The organism is Allocatelliglobosispora scoriae, assembly GCF_014204945.1.
Classification (GTDB): Bacteria; Actinomycetota; Actinomycetes; order Mycobacteriales; family Micromonosporaceae; genus Allocatelliglobosispora; species Allocatelliglobosispora scoriae.
In genome coordinates this window covers 1,962,059-1,980,437 of the sequence record NZ_JACHMN010000002.1, presented here as the reverse complement: position 1 = coordinate 1,980,437, position 18,379 = coordinate 1,962,059, and the positions used below count along the sequence as shown (strand labels likewise).

Below are 18,379 nucleotides of genomic sequence, written 5' to 3'. Positions count from 1 at the left end.
TGGGGCCCCAGCCGCAGCTGGAGCCCCATGCCGTACACAGAGGATCTATTGCAAGAGATTTCAGCGCCAGGGCGTCGTCGCCAGAGTGGTGAGGCGCTGGGTCGCGCGGGACAGGGCGACATAGAGGGTGCGTACGCCGGCCGTCGAGTCCGCACGCAGTACGCCCGGCTCGACGATGAGAACGCCGTCGTACTCCATGCCCTTGGCCTGGAGACCCGTCACGACCTGGACCCGATCCGGCAGCTCGGCCCCGAGCCACCCGATGATCAGGTCGCGGGTGGACTGGTCCGGCGCGATGACGCCGACCGTGCCCGCCACCTCGTTGCGCAGGTCGCCGAGCGCGTCGAGGACCGACTTCTCCAGGTCGCCCGGCTCGACGATGAGGTGCACCGGCGCCACGCCGGTCGACCGGACCGCCCGGGGCAGCGGCTGATCGGGTGCGATCCGCCGGATCTCCTCCGCCGCGACCTCGAAGATCTCGGCCGGGTTGCGGTAGTTGGTGGTGAGGGCGTGGCGGTGCCGGGCTCGGGAGCCGAGCGCCGTGTCCCGGGCCCGGGCGACCTCGGTCGCGTCACCGGTCCACGCCGACTGGGCCGGGTCGCCGACGATCGTCCAGGAGGCGATCCGCCCGCGCCGGCCGAGCATCCGCCACTGCATCGGCGTCACGTCCTGCGACTCGTCCACGATCACGTGCGCGAAGTCGCGGTAGTCGCCCTCCCGCGGCTCCACGTTGCGGGTGGCCCGCTGGCGATCGGCGAAGGTGGTGACCTCCCGGACGCCGCCGACCGTGAACGCCTGCCCGGCCCGCTTGCGGGTCTTCGGCGGGCGGCCGATCAGCTCGTCGATCTCGTCCAGCAGGGCCACGTCGTCGATCGAGGGCTCGGTGTCGAGGTCCGGGATCGAGGCGATGAGCTGCCGCTGCTCGGCGGGGGAGAGGATGCCCTCCGCATACCACCGCAGGCGGCGGGGCTCGGCGAGGAAGCGCAGGACATCGATCGGGCGCAGTCGGGGCCACCAGCGCTTGAGGAAGGTGCGGAACTCCTCGTGGTCGGCGAGCTCCTCGTCGAACTGGGACTGCTCCAGCGTCTTCAGCCGGGGTGCGGCCTGGGCCCAGAGCACGTCGAGCACGGCGGTGAAGGCCCGGGCGCGGATCTCGTTGCGCTTGGCGCCCTTGCCGACGCGCCGACGGATCCGCTCCGCCTCGCGGGCCGGCAGCTCCAGCCACTCGCCCCGGTAGCGGATGCGCAGCCCCAGCCCGGCCGCGCTGGGTGCGGCGTCCTCGGCGGCCCGGCGCAGCACCTGCCGCATCCGCAGCGACCCCTTGAGCGCGTGCACGTCCGGGGTCTCCTCGCGGCGGGCCTTCAGCCCGTCGACGAGCTGGCCGAGGGAGCGCAGCGTCGCGGTGTCCTCGCCGAGCGAGGGGAGCACCGAGGAGATGTAGTCGACGAAGACGGGGGAGGGGCCGACGATGAGCACGCCACCTCCGGCGAAGCGGGCCCGGTCGGAGTAGAGCAGGTAGGCGGCACGGTGCAGGGCCACGGCCGTCTTACCCGTACCGGGGCCGCCCTCGACGATCGTGATGCCGCCGCCCGGTGCCCGGATCGCGACGTCCTGCTCCTGCTGGATCGTGGCGACGATGTCGCGCATCCCGGTGCCCTTGGCCCGACTGAGTGCCGCGAGCAGGGCACCGTCGCCGATCACGGTCATCCCGGGCGGCGCGGCCTCGGGGTCGAGCAGGTCGTCCTCGATGCCGATGACGGTCTCGCCCGCCGACTGGATCATGCGGCGCCGGATCACGCCCTGCGGATGCGCGGCGGTGGCCCGGTAGAACGGCTCGGCAGCCGGTGCCCGCCAGTCGATGACGAGGGGCTCGGCGCGCTCGGCGTCGGGCAGCGACTCGGCGTGGGTCTGCTCCTCGCGGATCCCGATGCGCCCGACATAGCGGGGGGCCTCGTGATCGCGCAGGTCGAGCCGGCCGAAGACGAGCCCCTCGTGCTCGGTGTCGAGCACGAGGCGCCGCCGCGCCGCGTGGAACACCATCGCGTCGCGCTCGACCAGCGACCCGGGCACTCGGGCACCGGCCATCCGGTATCCCTCAGCCTCGGAGCGGGCCGCAGTCTCGCGGAGCCTGGTGAGCTGCGAGTAGACGCGATCCACGTGCCGCTGCTCGGCAGCTATCTCCTGTTCGAGCGGGCTGGGATCGGACTGCGTGGCTGACATGCGACTCCCGGGGTCTTGTCTTCTTCGGCCCGTGGGCGGCGGGCTGAGGAGAAAAGCCTACGGGTATCCGCCGCCGAATAAATCGAGCACGGGGCCGATGCGGACCCGATCACTTGCCGGATAGGCTGGAATCGGTAGGCACGATGCTGACCTCCGAGGCTGTGACCTGCGGATCTGCCATCGCCCGCTGCGCCTTGCGCTTCAGGATGATGGTGGTGATCACACCGAAGAGCAGCGCGGCGCCGAGCATCACCCAGGACGCGCCCTTGAGCCACGCCTCCACCTTCGCCCCGACGTAATAGACGAGGAAGACGGTGCCGAAGGCCCAGACGATGCCGCCGGAGGCGTTGGCGACGAGGAACCGGGTGTAAGGCACCCGCAGGGCACCCGCGAGCGGACCGGCGAGGATGCGCAGCAGCGCCACGAAGCGGCCGAAGAAGACGGCCCAGACTCCCCAGCGGGCGAAGAGCGATTCGGCCTTGGCGAGGTGGGCCGGGCCGAAGTGCTTGGGGAAGCGCCGGCCGACCCGTTCCAGCAGCGGCCGACCGCCCTTGCGGCCGATCGTGTAACCGATCGTGTCGCCGATGATCGCGCCGGTCGCGGCGGCGATCGCCACCCACCAGGGCTCACCCACGCCGGAGGCGGAGAGCAGGGCTGCGCTGATCAGGGTCACCTCGCCCGGCAGCGGAATGCCCATGCTCTCCGCGCCGATGATGAGCCCGACGATGATGTAGATGACGGCGGGCGGGAACGCAGCCAGCCAATCCTGAAGGTGTTCGAACACGGCCGGGGGCTCGCCTTCTCTGGGGTCGACCGAAACCCTACCTGTCCGCCCGGCGCACCACATCGGGTCGCACCCTGAGCAAACCCTGAGAAGTACGCCGACGATTGTCCGTTTCCGGAGCGATCGGATCGTGACCTGTCGGCGAACGACGGTTGTCGCTGGCGTGAGAAGTCTCGCAGCTTTGCAACAACGCCTTCCGTTGCCCGCGAAGGTCGTACAAGCTATGACTATGACGCCGCAGTCAACGACCGCGACGCCCGACGGCCTCGCGCCCTCCACCACTGAGCGGCTGAGCGCTGACGATGCGCTCGCTGAGCTGGTCGCTGGTAATCGACGGTTCGTGGCAGGGCAGCCACGGTACGGTCACCAAATCACGGCCGCCGCCGCGGCCTCCGGAGTTCAACGTCCCGACGCGGTCGTGGTCGGCTGTATCGACTCCCGCGTTCCGCTGGAAGCGATCTTCGACCAGAATTTCGGCTCCATCTGCGTTGTCCGCTCCGGTGCTCACGTGCTCGACCAGGCCGTTCTCGGCTCCGTCGAGTTCGCCGTCACCGAACTCGCCGTGCCGCTCGTCGTCGTCCTCGGACACGAGCGCTGCGGTGCCATCGCCGCCACGGTGGAGGCTCTGCGACGCGGTCGCACCCCCACCGGCGCCCTCGGTTACCTGGTCAAGCAGATCGCTCCGGCGGTCGTCGCGGCCGGGATCGACGCCGAGGACGTTTACAGCCGAGCCCTCCGCCTGCACACGCAGCACACGGTCGAGGAGCTCCAGGACGAGATCCCGCTGGCCCGGGCGATGCGTCACACGGGTGTGCGCATCGTCGGCGCCGTCTACGACCTCGACACCGGCGTCGTCGACCTGCTCTGAGTTCTGTCGGCGTTTCACGATCTCGACTTCTTCGGGCAGTCAGACATCATCATGGAATGTGATGACGTCTGACTCCCTGAATCTCGTGCTCATGTCGAGCGAGCAGCTCACGCATACAGCAAAGGAAGCCCCCGCCGACGGCAGGGGCTTCCTTTGCTGTATGCGCTTAGATCAGGCGGCCGGCTCGAAGACACCGGCGGCGACGAGGCGCTCCTCGGTCGCGTCCCAGCCGTGGCCGGGGTACGCGCTCGCAAGGTTGGCCAGCTCGATGCGGATCTTCGGGCCGTGGCCGGCCGCGGTGAGGACCCGGATCTCCTCGACGAAGGCGTCCGAGGTCGTCGAGAGGTGGTTGGTCTTGCCGTTGGTGAGGTTGCGGACGTAAGCGTGCTTGCCACCGTTCAGCGGGATCACGTACTTGAACTCACCGAGCACGCTGATGGAACCGTCCTTGGCCGCACCGGCCCGGACTGACGCGCGCGCGGTCTTGGAGGTATTGGCAGCCACCGAGTTACTCCTTGGGCCAGGCGGTCAAAATCAATGAGGTCCGCAGACGAACCCGAGAAAGCATAGCGCGTGTGCTGCGGGCAGGAAAAATCGGTGACGAGTTTCCCGATTCGCTGGCGCCTCATCCGCCCCAGGCGTCATCATGAAGCAGCCGAGCACCATCCACGAGACCCCATAGCAGCTAAAAACGGACACGATCCGCCAGGACGCCAGGTCGTAGGGGAAGACGCACCTGTCGCTCCAGGGAGGTCCGAAGTGTCCACGCGAGGCGTCGTTTACGTCCACTCGACCCCGCTCGCCGTGTGTGCACACGTCGAGTGGGCGATAGCGCGTGTCCTCACTGTCCCGGTGAGCCTGGAGTGGACCTTGCAGCCGGCCGACCCCGGTGCGCGCCGGGCCGAGTCCGGCTGGACCGGTCGTCCGGGCACGGCCGCCGATATCGCCACCGAGCTGCGCCAGTGGCCGATGATCCGGTTCGAGGTCACCGAGGAGCCCAGCGCCGGTGTCGACGGCGAGCGATACATGCACGTCCCCGGGCGAGGCCTGCACCGCTCGACGATGGGGGCCGCCGGTGACATCCAGATCGGCGAGGACCACCTCCGCCAGCTCATGACGCAGGCCCGCAGCCCCGAGGCGTTCGCGGTCGCCGTCGAGCGTGCGCTGGGCTCCGCCTGGGACGCCGAGCTCGAACCCTACCGATGGGCCGGGGATGGTGCGCCCGTCACGCTGCTTACGCGGGCTAGCTGATACGGGCTAGCCTGCCCTGTGTGCGTACTCTCCGATGGTCTGTTCTTGGTCTGCTCGTCCTCGCCTCCGCCTGCTCGAAGCCGGCGGCGCCGAGCGAGTGGCACGGCGGCGTGACCGAGCAGCCGAAGCTGGAGCCGGCGGCCCGCGCGGCCGCCCTCGTCGCGACCCTGGCCGACGAGGACCTCGTCGGCCAGGTGCTGATGCCCTACGCCTATGGCCAGCACGCCACGAACGTCACCGAGGGCGCGGCGGCGGCCAACAAGAAGCTGGTCGGTGTCGGCACACCCGCTGAGATGATCGCGAAATACCGCCTCGGCGGCCTCATCCTCGTCGGGTTCGAGGCGGGCGACCCGACCGCCAAGCAGACCAGCAACATCGCCGACCCCGCGCAGGTCACCGAGTTCACCTCGGGCCTGCAGGCGGCGGCGGGCGGGCTGACCGCCAAGGCGCCGCTGCTCATCGGCACCGATCAGGAGTTCGGCATCGTCACCCGGATCAAGTCGGGGGTGACCCAGCTGCCGAGCGCGATGGCGTTCGGCGCCGCGAACGATCCGGCCGCGACCGAGGCGGCCTGGCGGGCGGCGGGGTCGGAGCTGCTGGCGATGGGGATCAACGTCGACTTCGCCCCGGTCGCCGACGTGCAGGGCGCCTCCGGCGTCATCGGCTCCCGCTCCTTCGGCGATCAACCCAAGATCGTCGGCGAGCAGGTGGTCGCGGCGACGCGAGGCCTGCAGGGCAGCGGGGTCGCCGCCACGCTCAAGCACTTCCCCGGCCACGGCAACCCGGCCGCGGACAGCCACGACGACTTGCCCGAGCTGCGCCAGTCCCGGCAGGAGCTGACCCGGACCGACCTGGCGCCGTTCGTCGCCGGGATCGGTGCGGGTGCGAAGCTCGTCATGTCGGGCCACCTCGACGTCCGCGCGATCGACCCGGGCCTGCCCGCCTCCTTCTCCAGCAAGATCCTCATCGACCTGCTCCGCACGGAGCTCGGCTTCACCGGAGTGGTCGTCACCGACGCGCTCAACATGGCACCGGCGCAGCGCTGGCCGGCCGGCGAGGCCGCGGTCAAGGCCCTGCTCGCGGGCAACGACCTGCTGCTGATGCCGCCGGACCCGGCCGCCGCCTACGACGCGATCCTGGCTGGCGTCAAGAACGGCAGCGTTCCGCGCGAGCGGCTCGTCCAGGCGGCGACCCGCGTCCTCACGCTCAAGTTCGGCCTCGCTCCGGCGGCCGAGGGCCAGAACGTCCTGGCGAGCGCCGCGAACACGGCGGCCGCGCTCGGCCTGGCCCAGAAGTCGATCACCCTGCTGAAGGGCTCCTGCACGAAACCGCTCGTCACCGGCCCGGTGCGGGTCACCGCCTCCGGCGGTCGCGAGGTCGCGCAGGCCAAGCTGGTCGCCGAGCTCAAGGCCGCGGGCGTCTCGGTGGTCGAGCAGGGCGGCAAGGTCATCCACCTCGTCGGGTACGGCGACCAGCGCGCCGACCTCCACAAGGGCGCCGCCGTGACGGTGGCGATGGACACTCCGTATCTCCTGCGCCACGCCGATTCCCCCGTTCTCCTCGCGACCTACTCGTCCAGCGCGGTCTCGTTGACCGCTCTGGCGCGGGTGCTGGCGGGTTCGGCGAAGCCATCCGGACGGTCACCGGTTGAAGTCGTCGGATTACCCCGTTCCGCATGCGCCTAGGTTTCACTAGGCTCTTGCCGTGGGCGGTACGGGCATCGGGACATGGATAGCTCTGATTTCCTGCCCGGCTATCGCCCTGCTCATTCTCGTTCTTCTATTCCGCTCCGACTCGGGCGGCCGGAAGAAGAAGCGGCCGGCCAAGGTCACCAAGCCGGCCGCCTCGGCGGAGCCCGGGTGGGGATCGAAGCCCGTCGCGCCCAAGAACCCGATCGCGATCTCCAGCCGCCCCGACTACGTGCAGCTCCAGGTGACCGCGCAGCAGATAGCCTCGGCCGCCGGTGCCGCCGTGCTCACCGCCCGCGCAGCCGCCAAGCAGGCCGCCCACGCCGGTGGTGAGCTGGCCCGGCTGACCGTCGTCCGGGACGCCGCCGCGCAGGCGCACGAGCAGGTGAAGGCATCGATCGTGCAGGTCAAGGCCGCACAGAAGGCGATGCCCGAGCCCACCGTCGACGAGGCGCAGAAGGAGGTCGGCCGGGCGGCGCTGGCGGCCTACCGCCGGGGCGACATCTCCGTCGATGAGCTGCACGCCGTGTGGAAGCGGGTCGACGGCTGGGACGAGGTCCGCGAGGAGCGGGAGAAGGAGCTCTCCCGGCTTCGGGTCGAGGAGACGAAGCTGCGCAAGGCGCTGGAGGCCGCCGAGGAGGCTCTGGCCCCGGCGCGGCGCAACGCCCAGCACATGGATGCCATCGCCCGTGCCCGTGGCCAGGAGGCCGCCGCAGCGGACCAGGCTGCCCGAGCCGCCTACGCGGCGGCCGAGACCGCCCGCCAGGCCGAACTCCGCAAGTCCCGCTGACCGTCCCGTAGCGTGTTCGGCATGCGCTTTGGGATCTGCATCCTGCCCGACCAGCCCTGGTCCGTCGCCCGGCGTCGCTGGGAACGAGCCGAGGAGCTCGGCTTCGACCACGCCTGGACCTATGACCACCTCGGCTGGCGCGACCTCGTCGACGGGCCCTGGTTCGACGCGGTGCCGACGCTCACCGCCGCCGCGCAGGTGACCTCCCGGATCCGGCTCGGCACGATGGTCGCCTCGCCCAACTTCCGCCACCCGGTGCACTTCGCCCGCGAGGTGCTGGCGCTCGACGACATCTCCGGCGGCCGGATCACCCTCGGTGTCGGAGCGGGCGGGGTCAGCTTCGACGCCAGGGTGCTCGGCCTGCCGGAGCTCACCCTGCGGCAGCGGGTCGACCGTTTCGCCGAGTTCGTCGAGCTGCTCGACCTGATGCTGCGGACCGACCACGTGACCTGGCAGGGCGACTACTACGCCGCCGTCGACGCCCGGACGCTGCCCGGCTGCGTGCAGGCACCCCGGGTGCCGTTCGTCATGGCGGCGAACGGCCCGCGGTCGATCGCCCTCGCCGCGAAGCTCGGTCAGGGCTGGGTCACCGCCGGGGTGACGAGTGACGATCAGGAGCAGTGGTGGCGGTCGGTCGCCGAGAGCTCCCAGCGCTTCGACGACGCCCTCGCCGCCGCCGGGCGCGATCCCGCCACCGTCACCAAGCACCTCTCGCTCGACTCCGGCCCGACCTTCTCGCTGGTGAGCGTGGACTTCTTCGCCGAGGCGGCCGGGCGGGCCGCCGAGCTCGGCTTCACCGACGTGATGACCCACTGGCCGCGCGAATCCAGCTGGTACGCGGGCAGCGAAGCCGTTCTCGACAAGGTCGCCGCCGAGGTGCTGAACGCGAAATAGCACCAACTCTTCAAGAGTCGGTGCTATTTCGAGGGTGCGTTACAGCGGGATGTTGCCGTGCGCGCCCCGGGCGGCCGGGGCCGCCGCGAGGGCCTGGGCGATCCGGCGACGGCTCTCGGCCGGCTTGATCACCTCGTCGACGACACCGATCTCCAGGGCCCGCGCGACACCGCCGGCCTCCTTGGTCTGGTCGTCGATGAGCTGCTGCCGAAGCTCTTCACGCTGCTCCGGCGGGGCGGCGGCGAGCTTCTTGCGGTGCAGGATGTTGACGGCGGCCGAGGCACCCATGACGGCGATCTCGGCGTTGGGCCAGGCGAAGACCGCGGTGGCACCGAGCGAGCGCGAGTTCATCGCGATGTAGGCACCGCCGTAGGACTTGCGGGTCACCAGGGTCACCCGGGGCACCACGGCCTCGGCGAAGGCGTGCAGGAGCTTGGCACCGCGGCGCACGACGCCGTCCCACTCCTGGCCGAGGCCGGGCAGGTAGCCGGGGACGTCGACGAGCACGATCAGCGGTACGCCGAGCGAGTCGCACATCCGCACGAAGCGGGCCGCCTTCTCGGCGCTGGTCGAGTCGAGGCAGCCACCGAGGCGCAGCGGGTTGTTGGCGATGACCCCGACCGTACGCCCGGCGAAGCGACCCAGCGTGGTGACGATGTTCGGCGCCCACTTGGCGTGCAGTTCGACACCGGGGGCGTCCAGCAGCGCCTTGACCACCGGCTTGACGTCGTAAGCACGGTTGTTCTCGGCCGGCATCGACGCGGAGATGTCCACGTCGTCGTCGATGTCGTCCGGGCTGAGCCGGCCCTGGTGACCCAGGAGCGAGGCGAGCTTGCGTGCCTCGACCAGCGCCGACGCGTCGTCCTTGGTGGTGATGTGGACGACGCCGGAGCGGCGGCCGTGCGGGTCGGGACCGCCGAGGCGCTCCATGTCGACCTGCTCGCCGGTGACGGACCGGACGACCTCGGGACCGGTCACGAAGATCCGGCCCGTGTCGGACATGATCACGATGTCGGTGAGCGCCGGGCCGTAGGCGGCGCCACCGGCGGCCGGGCCGAGCACGACGGAGATCTGCGGCACCCGGCCGGAAGCGCGGACCATCGCGGCGAAGACCTGGCCGACGGCGTCGAGCGCGGTGACGCCCTCGGCGAGGCGGGCGCCGCCGGAGTGCCAGAGGCCGATCACGGGGACCCGCTCCCGGACGGCGGCGTCGATCGCGTCCACGACGTGGCGGCAGCCGTCGATGCCCATCGCGCCGCCCATGCGGGTGGCGTCGGTGGCGAAGGCGATGACGGGGGCGCCGTCGATCTCGCCGCGGCCGGCGAGCACGCCGGAGTCGTCGATGGAGCTGATCGTACGCATCGAGCCGCGGTCGAAGAGCTGCTTCAGCCGGACCTCGGGGTCGCGGTAGTCCACCGTGGGTTCATCGGTGGTTGCGGAGGTGGTGGTCACGTATGTCTCCCCCATCAGGCTCGCGCGAAGATCAGCGCGATGTTGTGGCCGCCGAAGCCGAACGAGTTGTTGAGCGCGGCGGGGATGTCCAGCGGGCGGGCCTTGAGCGCGGCCACGTCCAGGGTGAGCCCGTCATCCGGGTCGTCCAGGTTGATCGTCGGCGGCACCACGCTGTCGCGGATCGCGAGGATCGTGGCGATCGACTCCAGTGCACCGGCCGCACCGAGGAGGTGGCCGGTCATCGACTTGGTCGCGGTGATCACGGGGTGGTCACCGATGGCGAGGTGCAGTCCGACGATCTCCGCGATGTCGCCCACCGGGGTCGACGTCGCGTGAGCGTTGACGTGCTTGATGTCGAGGCCGGCCATGTCCGCGTCGCGCAAGGCGGCTCGGATGGCGCGCACGGCACCGGCGCCCTCGGGGTGGGGCTGGACGATGTCGTACCCGTCGGAGGTCATGCCGACTCCCGCGAGACGCGCGTAGACCCTGGCCCCGCGCGCGGCGGCGTGCTCTGCCGACTCGAGGATCAGGATGCCGGCGCCCTCGCCGAGGACGAAGCCGTCGCGGCCCTTGTCCCACGGCCGGGAGGCGCGCTCGGGGTCGTCGTTGCGGGTCGACATGGCGCGCATCGAGGCGAACCCGGCGATCGGCAGCGGGTGGATGACCGCCTCCGTGCCACCGGCGATCACGACGTCGGCGCGGCCGGACCGGATGATGTCCAGCGCCCAGCCGATCGCCTCGGCGCCCGTGGCGCAGGCGCTGGTCGGCGCGTGCACGCCGGCCTTCGCACCGTATTCCAGGCCGACGAAGGCGGCGGGACCGTTGGGCATGAGCATCGGGACGGTGTGCGGGCTGACCCGCCGCGCGCCCGAGGCCTCCAGGATGTCGTCCTGGGCGAGGAGGGTCTGTGCCCCGCCGATGCCGGAGCCCACCACGACCGCGAGCCGCTCGGTGTCGATGGAGTCGGGGGCGAAACCGGCGTCGGCCCAGGCCTCGGCTGCGGCGATGAGCGCCACGGCCTCGGACCGGTCCAGCTTGCGCAGCCGCACCCGATCGAGCACCTCGGACGGTTCGACCGCGAGCTGAGCGGCGATCCGCACCGGCAACTGCTCCGCCCAGTCCTGGGTCAGCTTGCTGACTCCGGAGCGGCCGGCGAGCATGGCGTCCCAGGTGGACGCGACATCCCCGCCTAGCGGGGACGTCGCGCCGAGCCCGGTGACGACTACGTCACGACGAGACAAGGGAAAAATCAGCCCTTCAGGATGAAATCAACGGCGTTGCCGACGGTCTTCAGGTTCTGGACCTCGTCGTCCGGGATCTTGACACCGAACTTCTCCTCGGCCGCCACGACGACCTCGACCATCGACAGCGAGTCGACGTCCAGGTCCTCAGTGAACGACTTCTCGTCGGAGACGTCCTCGGGGCTGACCCCGGCGACCTCCTCGAGGATCTCGGCGAGGCCAGCGGTGATTTCTTCGCGGGTCATACTTTTCCTTTCCTAGGTGACCGGCCGGTGAGGCCCGGACGGCGTGAACGCTGACTTCGTGCGGCTCGGCTCTGCAGCCTCGCCTCACGGGCAGCGGATGACCTGACCTGCGTAGGTCAGGCCTCCGCCGAAGCCGATGATGAGCACGGGGCTCCCGGACTTGACCTCGCCGCGCTCCAGCATCTTGGAGAAGGCGAGCGGGATGCTCGCCGCGGAGGTGTTGCCGGACTCGACGATGTCGCGGGCGACGATGGCGTTGGGCATGCCCAGCTTCTTCGCGATGCCGTCGATGATCCGCAGGTTGGCCTGGTGCGGCACGAACGCGGCGATCTCGGCCGGGTCGACCCCGGCGCGCTCGCAGACCTGCAGTGCGATCGGCGCGATCGCGGTGGTCGCCCAGCGGAAGACCGTCTGGCCCTCCTGGTAGATGTAGGGGCGCCAGCCCTCGATCGCGATGGCGTTGCTGGGGGCCGAGCCCCAGACGACCGGGCCGATGCCGGTCGGCTCGCCGTCGGCGGTGGCGCTGACGACAGCCGCTCCCGCGCCGTCGCCGAAGATGACGCAGGTCGACCGATCGGTCCAGTCGGTGATCTCGGAGAGCTTCTCGGCGCCGATCACCAGCGCATGCTTCGCGGCACCGGCCTGGATCGCGTGGTCGGCGTTGGCGAGCGCGTAGGCGAAGCCCGAGCACGCGGTGTTCAGATCAAAAGCAGCAGCGGAGGGTACGCCCAACCGCTCCGCGACCCGGCACGCCACGTTGGGGCTGCGGTCCGACGAGGAGCAGGTCGCCACGATGATCAGGTCGATGTCGGCGGCGCTGAGCCCCGATGCGGCGAGCGCCTTGGAGGCGGCGGCGGCGGACATGTCCGCGACGCTCTCGTCCCCGGCGATGCGCCGCTCCTTGATGCCGACGCGGGACTGGATCCACTCGTCGTTCGTCTCGACCATCTGGGCGAGCTCGGCGTTGGTCAGCACTCGGGAGGGCTGGTAGTGACCCATCGAGACGATCTTGCTGCCGGTCACAGGCCTACTCCTTCGATGCGGGCCAACGGCTGGCCCTGCGCGATCGGGTCATCGTGGTTGGCGAGCCACTCGGTGAGCACACCCGCCTTGTTGACGGCCACGTCGACGCCGCCCTGGCGGGTCACGACCTGGCCGATCACCTGGCCGGCCTTGACCTCGTCACCCTCGCTGAGGCCCTCGATCGGCGCGAAGGTACCGGAGTTGGCCGCGACGACCACCATGAAGTGCAGGGTCGGCTCGTGGCTCGGCACGTTGCCGTGGCGCGAGATGAGGTCGCGGGCGGCGGCGAGGTCGTCCGGGGTGTTCACGGTGACGATCTCGACGCCCTTGATGCTGCGCTTGACCAGCCCGGCCAGCGTGCCGGCCGGCGGCAGCTCGATCACGGCGGTGACGCCGAGGTCCTCCAGCGTGCGCATGACCAGGTCCCAGCGCACCGGGGCGGTGACCTGGCGGACGAGCCGGGCGACGAGGTCGGTGCCGCTCGCGACGGAGGAGCCGTCGGCGTTGGAGAGCAGGATCTTGTGCGGGTCGGCGGGGCGCATCCCGGCGGCGACGAGGCCCAGGGCCTGCTCCGCGCTCGCCATGTAGGGCGTGTGGAACGCGCCCGCCACCTGCAGCTCGCGGATCCGCGCCTTCGCCGGCGGCTGTGCGACGAGCTTCGCGATGCCCTCCAGGGAACCGGCGGCGACGATCTGGCCAGCGCCGTTACGGTTGGCGGGGAAAAGGCCCAGCTCGGCGAGGACGGCGAGCACCTCCGCCTCGTCACCGCCGAGGATCGCGGCCATGCCGGTCCGCTCCAGCGCGCAGGCGGCGGCCATCTCGCGTCCCCGGATGCCGGCGAGCGCGATGGCGTTCTCCGGGGCGAGGACACCGGAGACGGCGGCGGCGCCGAGCTCACCGACGCTGTGCCCGGCCACCACGCAGACATCGGGCAGCCGGAGCTGGCCGGCGGCGACGAGCGCGGCGGCGGTCAGCAGCGGCTGGGTCTTGGCGGTGTCCTTGATCTCCTCGGCATCCGCTTCGACGCCGAGATGGACAAGGTCGACGCCGGTCAGCGCGGACCACCAGCGGAGCTGGGATTCCACGCCATCGACGGAGAGCCATGGGGCCAGGAAGCCAGGCTTCTGGGCACCCTGGCCGGGAGAGAGTACGGCGAGCACGTCTTCAACCCTGAGGGATCACTCAGGTAGCGCGCGTTGTCGGCGAGGACCAAATCCTACGAGAGTCTTTGTAGGAACCCTACAAGGATTGATGGAAGGTTAAGCGAATTCTTCCAGGCCAGCTCCGGTACGCGAAGATCTGCGGCATTTCCCCCCGGCGGACCCGTACCGAAGTGTTCTGCGACACTCCCCGCTCCCCATCCCCTGAATTTTAATGCTGGACACGCCGCGGAAAGCGCGACAAAGGTCAGGATCACCTTCTCCCTGACCTTTGTTGCACTTCGTACCGCGTGTCCAGCATTAAAATTCAGGGGGGTTGTCGGCCTGCTGGAAGCCGCCTGGGATCAGCCACAGGGCGACGACCGTGGCAGCCGCGACCAGCACCGCCGAGATGACACTCGTCAGGGTGAGCGCATCGACGTAGGCGGCCCTCGCGACCACCATGATCCGTTCACCGGCAGGTCCGCCCAGATCCGTGGCGATCTCGTGCGCGCCGCCGATGGAGCCGCTCACCACGTCGCGGACGGGTGGTGGCAGGCGGAGCCCGTCGAGCCCGTTGCGGTAGCCCACCGCCGCGATGCTGCCGAGGATGGCGACCCCGAATCCGACCCCGAGTTCGTAGCAGGTCTCGTTGACCGCCGCGGCACCTCCGGCCCGCTCGGCGGGCGCGGCCGAGACGATCGTGGTCGCCGCCGCCGTGATCGCCATGCCGTCACCGATCCCGAAGGCGACCAGCGCGATCACCACCACCGGGTAGGTCAGCGGCGCCAGCGCCAGGATCGCGAACGCGGCGGTGAGGGTGGCGAGCGCCGACCCGATCACCGTCCGGACCCCCAGGCGGGCCACCAGCCGTGGTGTGGCGAGTGCGGCGAGCAGGGTGGCGAGCGCCGCGGGCAGCATCCGCAGGCCGGCCTGGAGGGGGCTGAACTGCTCGACATACTGCAGCCAGAGGGAGAGCAGGAAGAGCGCCGCACCGATCGCCATCATCGCGGCGAGCGTGGTGATCGCGGCACCGGTGAAGGCTGGATTGGTGAAGAGCCGCACGTCGAGCAGCGGGTCGTCGAGGCGGAGCTGCCGCCGGGCGAAGACGATCAGCAGGCCGAGGCCGACCATGATCGCGAGCGGGGCGGGGGAGAGCACCCCGTCGGCCGCGACGTGCTTGATGCCCCAGACGATCGTGATCGTGCCGGCGACGGAGAGCGCGGCCGAGAACCAGTCGAGCCGGGACTCGCCGGGCGTTCTCGACTCGGGCAGGATGAACCACCCGGCCACCAGCGTGATCACGACGATGGGCACGTTGACCCAGAAGGCGGCGGCCCAGCCGAACCGTTCGACGAGCAGCCCGCCGAGCACCGGCCCGATCGCGGCACCGGCTCCCGCGACCGAGGCCCACACGCCGATCGCCCGGGTCCGCTCCTGCGGATCGCTGAAGACGTTGCGGATGAGCGAGAGGGTCGACGGCATGATCATCGCGCCGCCGCAGGCGAGCAGTACGCGTCCGGCGATCAGCTGCCCCGGGCTCGACGAGGTCGCGGCGATGATCGAGGCGATGCCGAAGGCCGCCACCCCGACGAGGAAGAGCCGCTTGCGGCCCCAGCGGTCGCCGACCGCCCCGGCGGTGACGAGCAGGCCGCCCAGGAGCAGCCCGTAGATGTCGATGATCCAGAGCTGCTGGATGGCGTCCGGATGCAGGTCGTCGATGAGCGACGGCAGCGCGACGTTGAGGATGGTCGCGTCCAGGGCGACCAGCAGCAGGCTGGCGCAGAGGACGGCGAGGACGGTCCAGCGACCACTCTTGCTCAAACTGGAAATATGCCCCATGGTGGGGCAAATTCTAGAGGTGCTGGGGCGCGGCGGGGTCCAGACGGCCGATCGCGAGCGCCACGCGCAGGGTGAAGGCGTCCCGGGGCGTCATCGGCGCGTAGCCGGTCAGCTCGGACACCCGTTTGAGCCGGTAACGGACGGTGTTGGGGTGCACGAAGAGGCCACGGGCCGCCGACTCCAGCACGCTGCCCGCGTTGAGGAACGCGTCGAGCGTGGCGAGCAGCTCCCCGCCGGAGCGGGCCAGCGTGCTGAAGACCGCGGCGAGACTGCGCCGGGCCTCGGCGTCCCCGGCGAGCGCGCGCTCCGGCAGCAGGTTGTTGGCCTCCACCGGCCTCGGCGCGGCGGGCCAGGCGGGTGCCGCGCGGAACCCGGCGATGGCGGCCCGCGCGGACTCGGTGGCGTCCTCCAGGCTCGCCACGGTCGGCCCCACCACCACGGGACCCTCACCGAAGCCGGAGATCATCTTCTCGGTGGCGGCGAAGGGGTCGGTGGCGCCGCCGATGACGACGACGAGCCGGTCGCCGTGCACGCCGCCGATCGTCTCCACCCCGATCCGCCGGGCCAGCCGATAGATCACGTGCAGGACGGCCGCCGACTCGCCACCGGGGGACCGGCCGACCGCGACCGCGACGGGCGGCGCGTCCGACCAGCCCAGCGCGGCTGCGCGGCTCGCCACGACATCGGAGGAGTCGCCGCGCAGCAGCGCGTCGACGAGCAGGGCCTGGAGCCGGGCATCCCATGCGCCGCGCGTCTCGGCGGCGCGGGCATAGACGCGGGCGGCGGCGAAGGCGACCTCGCGGGAGAAGCGCAGCACCGCCTCGCGCAGCGCGGTCTCCTCGCCGGGCGCGGCGAGGTGGCTGACCTGCTCCTCGACGACATCGATGGTGACCTTGATCAGCGCCACGGTCTGCTGGAGGCTGATCGTGCGGGCCAGCGCCCGGGGTGCCGCGTCGAAGACCTCGTCGGAGATCTCCTGCGTACCCGAGGCGCCGCCGCCCTGGCGCAGCCACTCCACCAGGGAGCGCACGCCGGACTGCGCGATCAGCATGACCCAGGCCCGCTGGTCGGCGGGGAGCCCGCGGAACCACGGCAGCGCATCGTCCATCCGGGAGACGCTCGACGTGGCGAGCGCACCGGCGGACCGCTCGATCTGCTTCAGCGTCGCCGCGAGCGCTGGTTCACCGGTCACAGCCACAGCTTAGGGCGTCCGTCGGCCGGTCCTGGCCGAGCGAGACGGCTCAGACCGGTGCGTCCGGCCACGGATCGACGCCGGGCGGCCCGTGATGCTCCTCGTCGGCCCGCCGATCCGGTGCCGCGACGGGGTCGACCGGCAGGAGCGGGTCGTCCAGCCACGGCTCGGAGAGGACCGGCGTCGGGGTCGGCGTCGGATCCGTACGCGATCCGTCACCCGTCCGGGCCGCGAGCCGGGCGGCGATCCGCGCGGCCTTCTCGGCGGCCTTCACCTCGCCCCGGGCCCGCATCTCCCGGCGGCTCTGGAAGGGGATCGGCACGGCGCGGGGCGGTGGCGGCCGGCGCGCCCAGCCGATCAGGCTGCCCAGCACGAGGCCGGCGAGGATCAGCAGGCAGAGCCCGAATCCGCTGCCCGTGTTGACGTAGTCCGTCGGGTGCTTGCCCGCCGGCATCGCCACTCTGAGCTGCTCCTGCAGCCGGCTCTCCAACGAGGCCTCGACGATCGCCTGGTTGGCGATCACGAGCACCGTGGCGAGCGTGGAGACGGCGGCGGCGACGGGGAAGCGGGACCGCCGGTTGTAGAGCACGATCGAGGCGAGCAGGCCGACGATGATCAGCGCGAGCGACACGATCGCGAAGGGCTGCGGCGGAAGCTCGTCCTCCTTGCGCTGCGCCTTCGGCAGGAGCTGCGTCGGCTTGTCCACCTTCGGTACGCCGCCGACGGCGAGGGTCAGCCCGCTGTAGGTGGTGGTGGCGCCGGGTGCCGCTCGCCCGTATCCGCCGGGTGCCTCGCAGGAGACGGCGGCGAAGGGGAGCAGGAAGCACAGCCCGGCCAGCAGGAATCCGGTCGGGGTGGTGAGACGTGCGAGGAGTTGCCGCATCGAACGCCTTTCATACGACGGTCACGACCGGGAGCCAGCATTGCACGGCGGGGGCCCGGCCGCATGGCTGTGCCCCCGCGCCATCAGGGTCTGGCCTCCCCGGACGGCGAGTGCGCGTCTCCGGTCGGCAGCTCCTCGATCACGGTGGAGTCGGTGGTGGGCAGCGCGGTGTGCCCGATCGCCGGCAGCTCGTCGGCCGTCGCCTTCCGGCGTCGCGAGGCCACCAGGACGATGGCCACGGCGACGATGACGAGCAGCAGCAGGACCCCGCCGAAGAGCGAGACCAGCAGGACGGGGAAGGTCGAGGCCTCCTCGGCGACGGCGTGCATGCTGGTGCTCTGACCGGCCTTCGGCGTCCAGGTCACCGTGTTGCCGTCGATCGTGCCGTTGCCGGAGGTCACCTTGCCGGGGAAGGTCATCGCGATCTTCACCGTGAAGCTGTCGGCGAAGGCCTTGATCGCCGGGTCGTCGAGGCGGTAGGCGCTGAGGTCCAGCACCGCGTCGAGGGTGTATCTGCCGTCCCGGTGCGCGATCTTCAGGATGCTGCCGGAGAAGCTGCTCAGCGGCGTCTTGGTGTAGGTGTACGTGGTGCCGATGAAGTCGCCCTCGGAGTAGCGCTTCTCCTCGGTCGCCGTCGGGACGTTGCCGAGCCGGTTGGTCATCTCGCGGACGAGGTTGTCCTCGCTGCCCGCGAGCCCGGCCAGGCGCTTGTCCACGGCGAAGACCGCGGTGCCGCTGACGGTGTCGTCCGGGTTGATCGTGAAGGCCATGTCGACCTTCATGCACCCGCTGAGGGTGACGGCCGCGATCGCGAGCATCGCGAGCGACCGGAGGGGGGTGGTCAGCTTCCGCATCGGCATCCGCACA

17 protein-coding genes are annotated in these 18,379 nt (G+C 70.9%); 5 read left to right on the top strand and 12 right to left on the bottom strand.

The features are described 5' to 3' along the window. Window positions 1-60: 60 nt before the first annotated feature. Together F4553_RS14575 and F4553_RS14570 are read right to left on the bottom strand one after the other, a co-directional pair. Window positions 61-2,220, bottom strand: coding sequence for a HelD family protein (locus F4553_RS14575; RefSeq protein ID WP_184836299.1), 2,160 nt, complete (start codon window positions 2,218-2,220; stop codon window positions 61-63). A 109-nt stretch (window positions 2,221-2,329) separates the two neighbouring features. Continuing rightward, window positions 2,330-3,004 (bottom strand): DedA family protein, encoded by a 675-nt coding sequence (locus F4553_RS14570; protein ID WP_312875215.1) that lies wholly within the window; start codon window positions 3,002-3,004, stop codon window positions 2,330-2,332. 229 nt (window positions 3,005-3,233) lie between these two features. Here F4553_RS14570 and F4553_RS14565 point away from each other — a divergent pair, with 229 nt between their 5' ends. Then, window positions 3,234-3,872, top strand: a complete 639-nt coding sequence (locus F4553_RS14565) for a carbonic anhydrase (RefSeq protein WP_184836295.1) — start codon at window positions 3,234-3,236, stop codon at window positions 3,870-3,872. Window positions 3,873-4,043: 171 nt separating this feature from the next. On the opposite strand, the gene F4553_RS14560 is transcribed toward F4553_RS14565, so the two are convergent. Next, complete coding sequence (locus F4553_RS14560) at window positions 4,044-4,376, bottom strand: hypothetical protein (RefSeq protein WP_184836293.1); 333 nt, start codon at window positions 4,374-4,376, stop codon at window positions 4,044-4,046. 255 nt (window positions 4,377-4,631) lie between these two features. Here F4553_RS14560 and F4553_RS14555 point away from each other — a divergent pair, with 255 nt between their 5' ends. The 4 genes from F4553_RS14555 to F4553_RS14540 are packed head-to-tail and all read left to right on the top strand — an operon-like array spanning window position 4,632 to window position 8,495. Then, window positions 4,632-5,123: a DUF3145 domain-containing protein gene (locus F4553_RS14555; RefSeq protein WP_184836291.1), complete on the top strand. Its 492-nt coding sequence runs from the start codon at window positions 4,632-4,634 to the stop codon at window positions 5,121-5,123. Between the two features lie 20 nt (window positions 5,124-5,143). After that, window positions 5,144-6,808 carry a glycoside hydrolase family 3 protein gene (locus tag F4553_RS14550; RefSeq protein WP_312875214.1) on the top strand — a complete coding sequence of 555 codons (1,665 nt, stop codon included), beginning with the start codon at window positions 5,144-5,146 and terminating at the stop codon, window positions 6,806-6,808. Between the two features lie 19 nt (window positions 6,809-6,827). After that, on the top strand, window positions 6,828-7,601 hold the full coding sequence (locus F4553_RS14545; protein ID WP_184836290.1) for a hypothetical protein: 774 nt from the start codon (window positions 6,828-6,830) through the stop codon (window positions 7,599-7,601). A 21-nt stretch (window positions 7,602-7,622) separates the two neighbouring features. Then, window positions 7,623-8,495 carry an LLM class flavin-dependent oxidoreductase gene (locus tag F4553_RS14540; RefSeq protein ID WP_184836288.1) on the top strand — a complete coding sequence of 291 codons (873 nt, stop codon included), beginning with the start codon at window positions 7,623-7,625 and terminating at the stop codon, window positions 8,493-8,495. Window positions 8,496-8,534: 39 nt separating this feature from the next. Here the strand turns inward: F4553_RS14540 and F4553_RS14535 are convergent, their stop codons facing one another. From F4553_RS14535 to F4553_RS14495, 9 genes are all read right to left on the bottom strand, one after another. Further along, a complete protein-coding gene (locus F4553_RS14535) occupies window positions 8,535-9,947 on the bottom strand; it encodes an acyl-CoA carboxylase subunit beta (RefSeq protein WP_184836286.1) in 1,413 nt (470 codons plus the stop codon). A gap of 14 nt (window positions 9,948-9,961) precedes the next feature. After that, window positions 9,962-11,188, bottom strand: coding sequence for a beta-ketoacyl-ACP synthase II (gene fabF, locus F4553_RS14530; RefSeq protein ID WP_184836284.1), 1,227 nt, complete (start codon window positions 11,186-11,188; stop codon window positions 9,962-9,964). 8 nt (window positions 11,189-11,196) lie between these two features. After that, on the bottom strand, window positions 11,197-11,433 hold the full coding sequence (locus F4553_RS14525; RefSeq protein ID WP_184836282.1) for an acyl carrier protein: 237 nt from the start codon (window positions 11,431-11,433) through the stop codon (window positions 11,197-11,199). A gap of 84 nt (window positions 11,434-11,517) precedes the next feature. Next, window positions 11,518-12,456 (bottom strand): beta-ketoacyl-ACP synthase III, encoded by a 939-nt coding sequence (locus tag F4553_RS14520; protein WP_184836280.1) that lies wholly within the window; start codon window positions 12,454-12,456, stop codon window positions 11,518-11,520. Continuing rightward, complete coding sequence (locus F4553_RS14515; RefSeq protein WP_184836278.1) at window positions 12,453-13,616, bottom strand: acyltransferase domain-containing protein; 1,164 nt, start codon at window positions 13,614-13,616, stop codon at window positions 12,453-12,455. The genes F4553_RS14520 and F4553_RS14515 overlap by 4 nt, the downstream gene beginning before the upstream one ends. Window positions 13,617-13,916: 300 nt before the next feature. Continuing rightward, the gene (locus F4553_RS14510) at window positions 13,917-15,419 is read right to left on the bottom strand and encodes an MFS transporter (RefSeq protein WP_221469891.1); all 1,503 of its coding nucleotides are present in this window, start codon (window positions 15,417-15,419) and stop codon (window positions 13,917-13,919) included. 31 nt (window positions 15,420-15,450) lie between these two features. Next, window positions 15,451-16,629 carry a PucR family transcriptional regulator gene (locus F4553_RS14505; protein ID WP_376776217.1) on the bottom strand — a complete coding sequence of 393 codons (1,179 nt, stop codon included), beginning with the start codon at window positions 16,627-16,629 and terminating at the stop codon, window positions 15,451-15,453. 49 nt (window positions 16,630-16,678) lie between these two features. Further along, window positions 16,679-17,512 (bottom strand): hypothetical protein, encoded by an 834-nt coding sequence (locus F4553_RS14500; RefSeq protein WP_184836274.1) that lies wholly within the window; start codon window positions 17,510-17,512, stop codon window positions 16,679-16,681. Between the two features lie 83 nt (window positions 17,513-17,595). Then, window positions 17,596-18,372 (bottom strand): LppM family (lipo)protein, encoded by a 777-nt coding sequence (locus tag F4553_RS14495; RefSeq protein ID WP_184836272.1) that lies wholly within the window; start codon window positions 18,370-18,372, stop codon window positions 17,596-17,598. Window positions 18,373-18,379: the final 7 nt, after the last annotated feature.

Bases quoted from the DNA above. Each gene is read 5' to 3' on its own strand.
- F4553_RS14565 (WP_184836295.1), top strand. From the start codon at position 3,234: ATGACGCCGCAGTCAACGACCGCGACGCCCGACGGCCTCGCGCCCTCC.
- F4553_RS14525 (WP_184836282.1), bottom strand. From the start codon at position 11,433: ATGACCCGCGAAGAAATCACCGCTGGCCTCGCCGAGATCCTCGAGGAG.
- F4553_RS14540 (WP_184836288.1), top strand. From the start codon at position 7,623: ATGCGCTTTGGGATCTGCATCCTGCCCGACCAGCCCTGGTCCGTCGCC.
- F4553_RS14500 (WP_184836274.1), bottom strand. From the start codon at position 17,512: ATGCGGCAACTCCTCGCACGTCTCACCACCCCGACCGGATTCCTGCTG.
- F4553_RS14575 (WP_184836299.1), bottom strand. From the start codon at position 2,220: ATGTCAGCCACGCAGTCCGATCCCAGCCCGCTCGAACAGGAGATAGCT.
- F4553_RS14495 (WP_184836272.1), bottom strand. From the start codon at position 18,372: ATGCCGATGCGGAAGCTGACCACCCCCCTCCGGTCGCTCGCGATGCTC.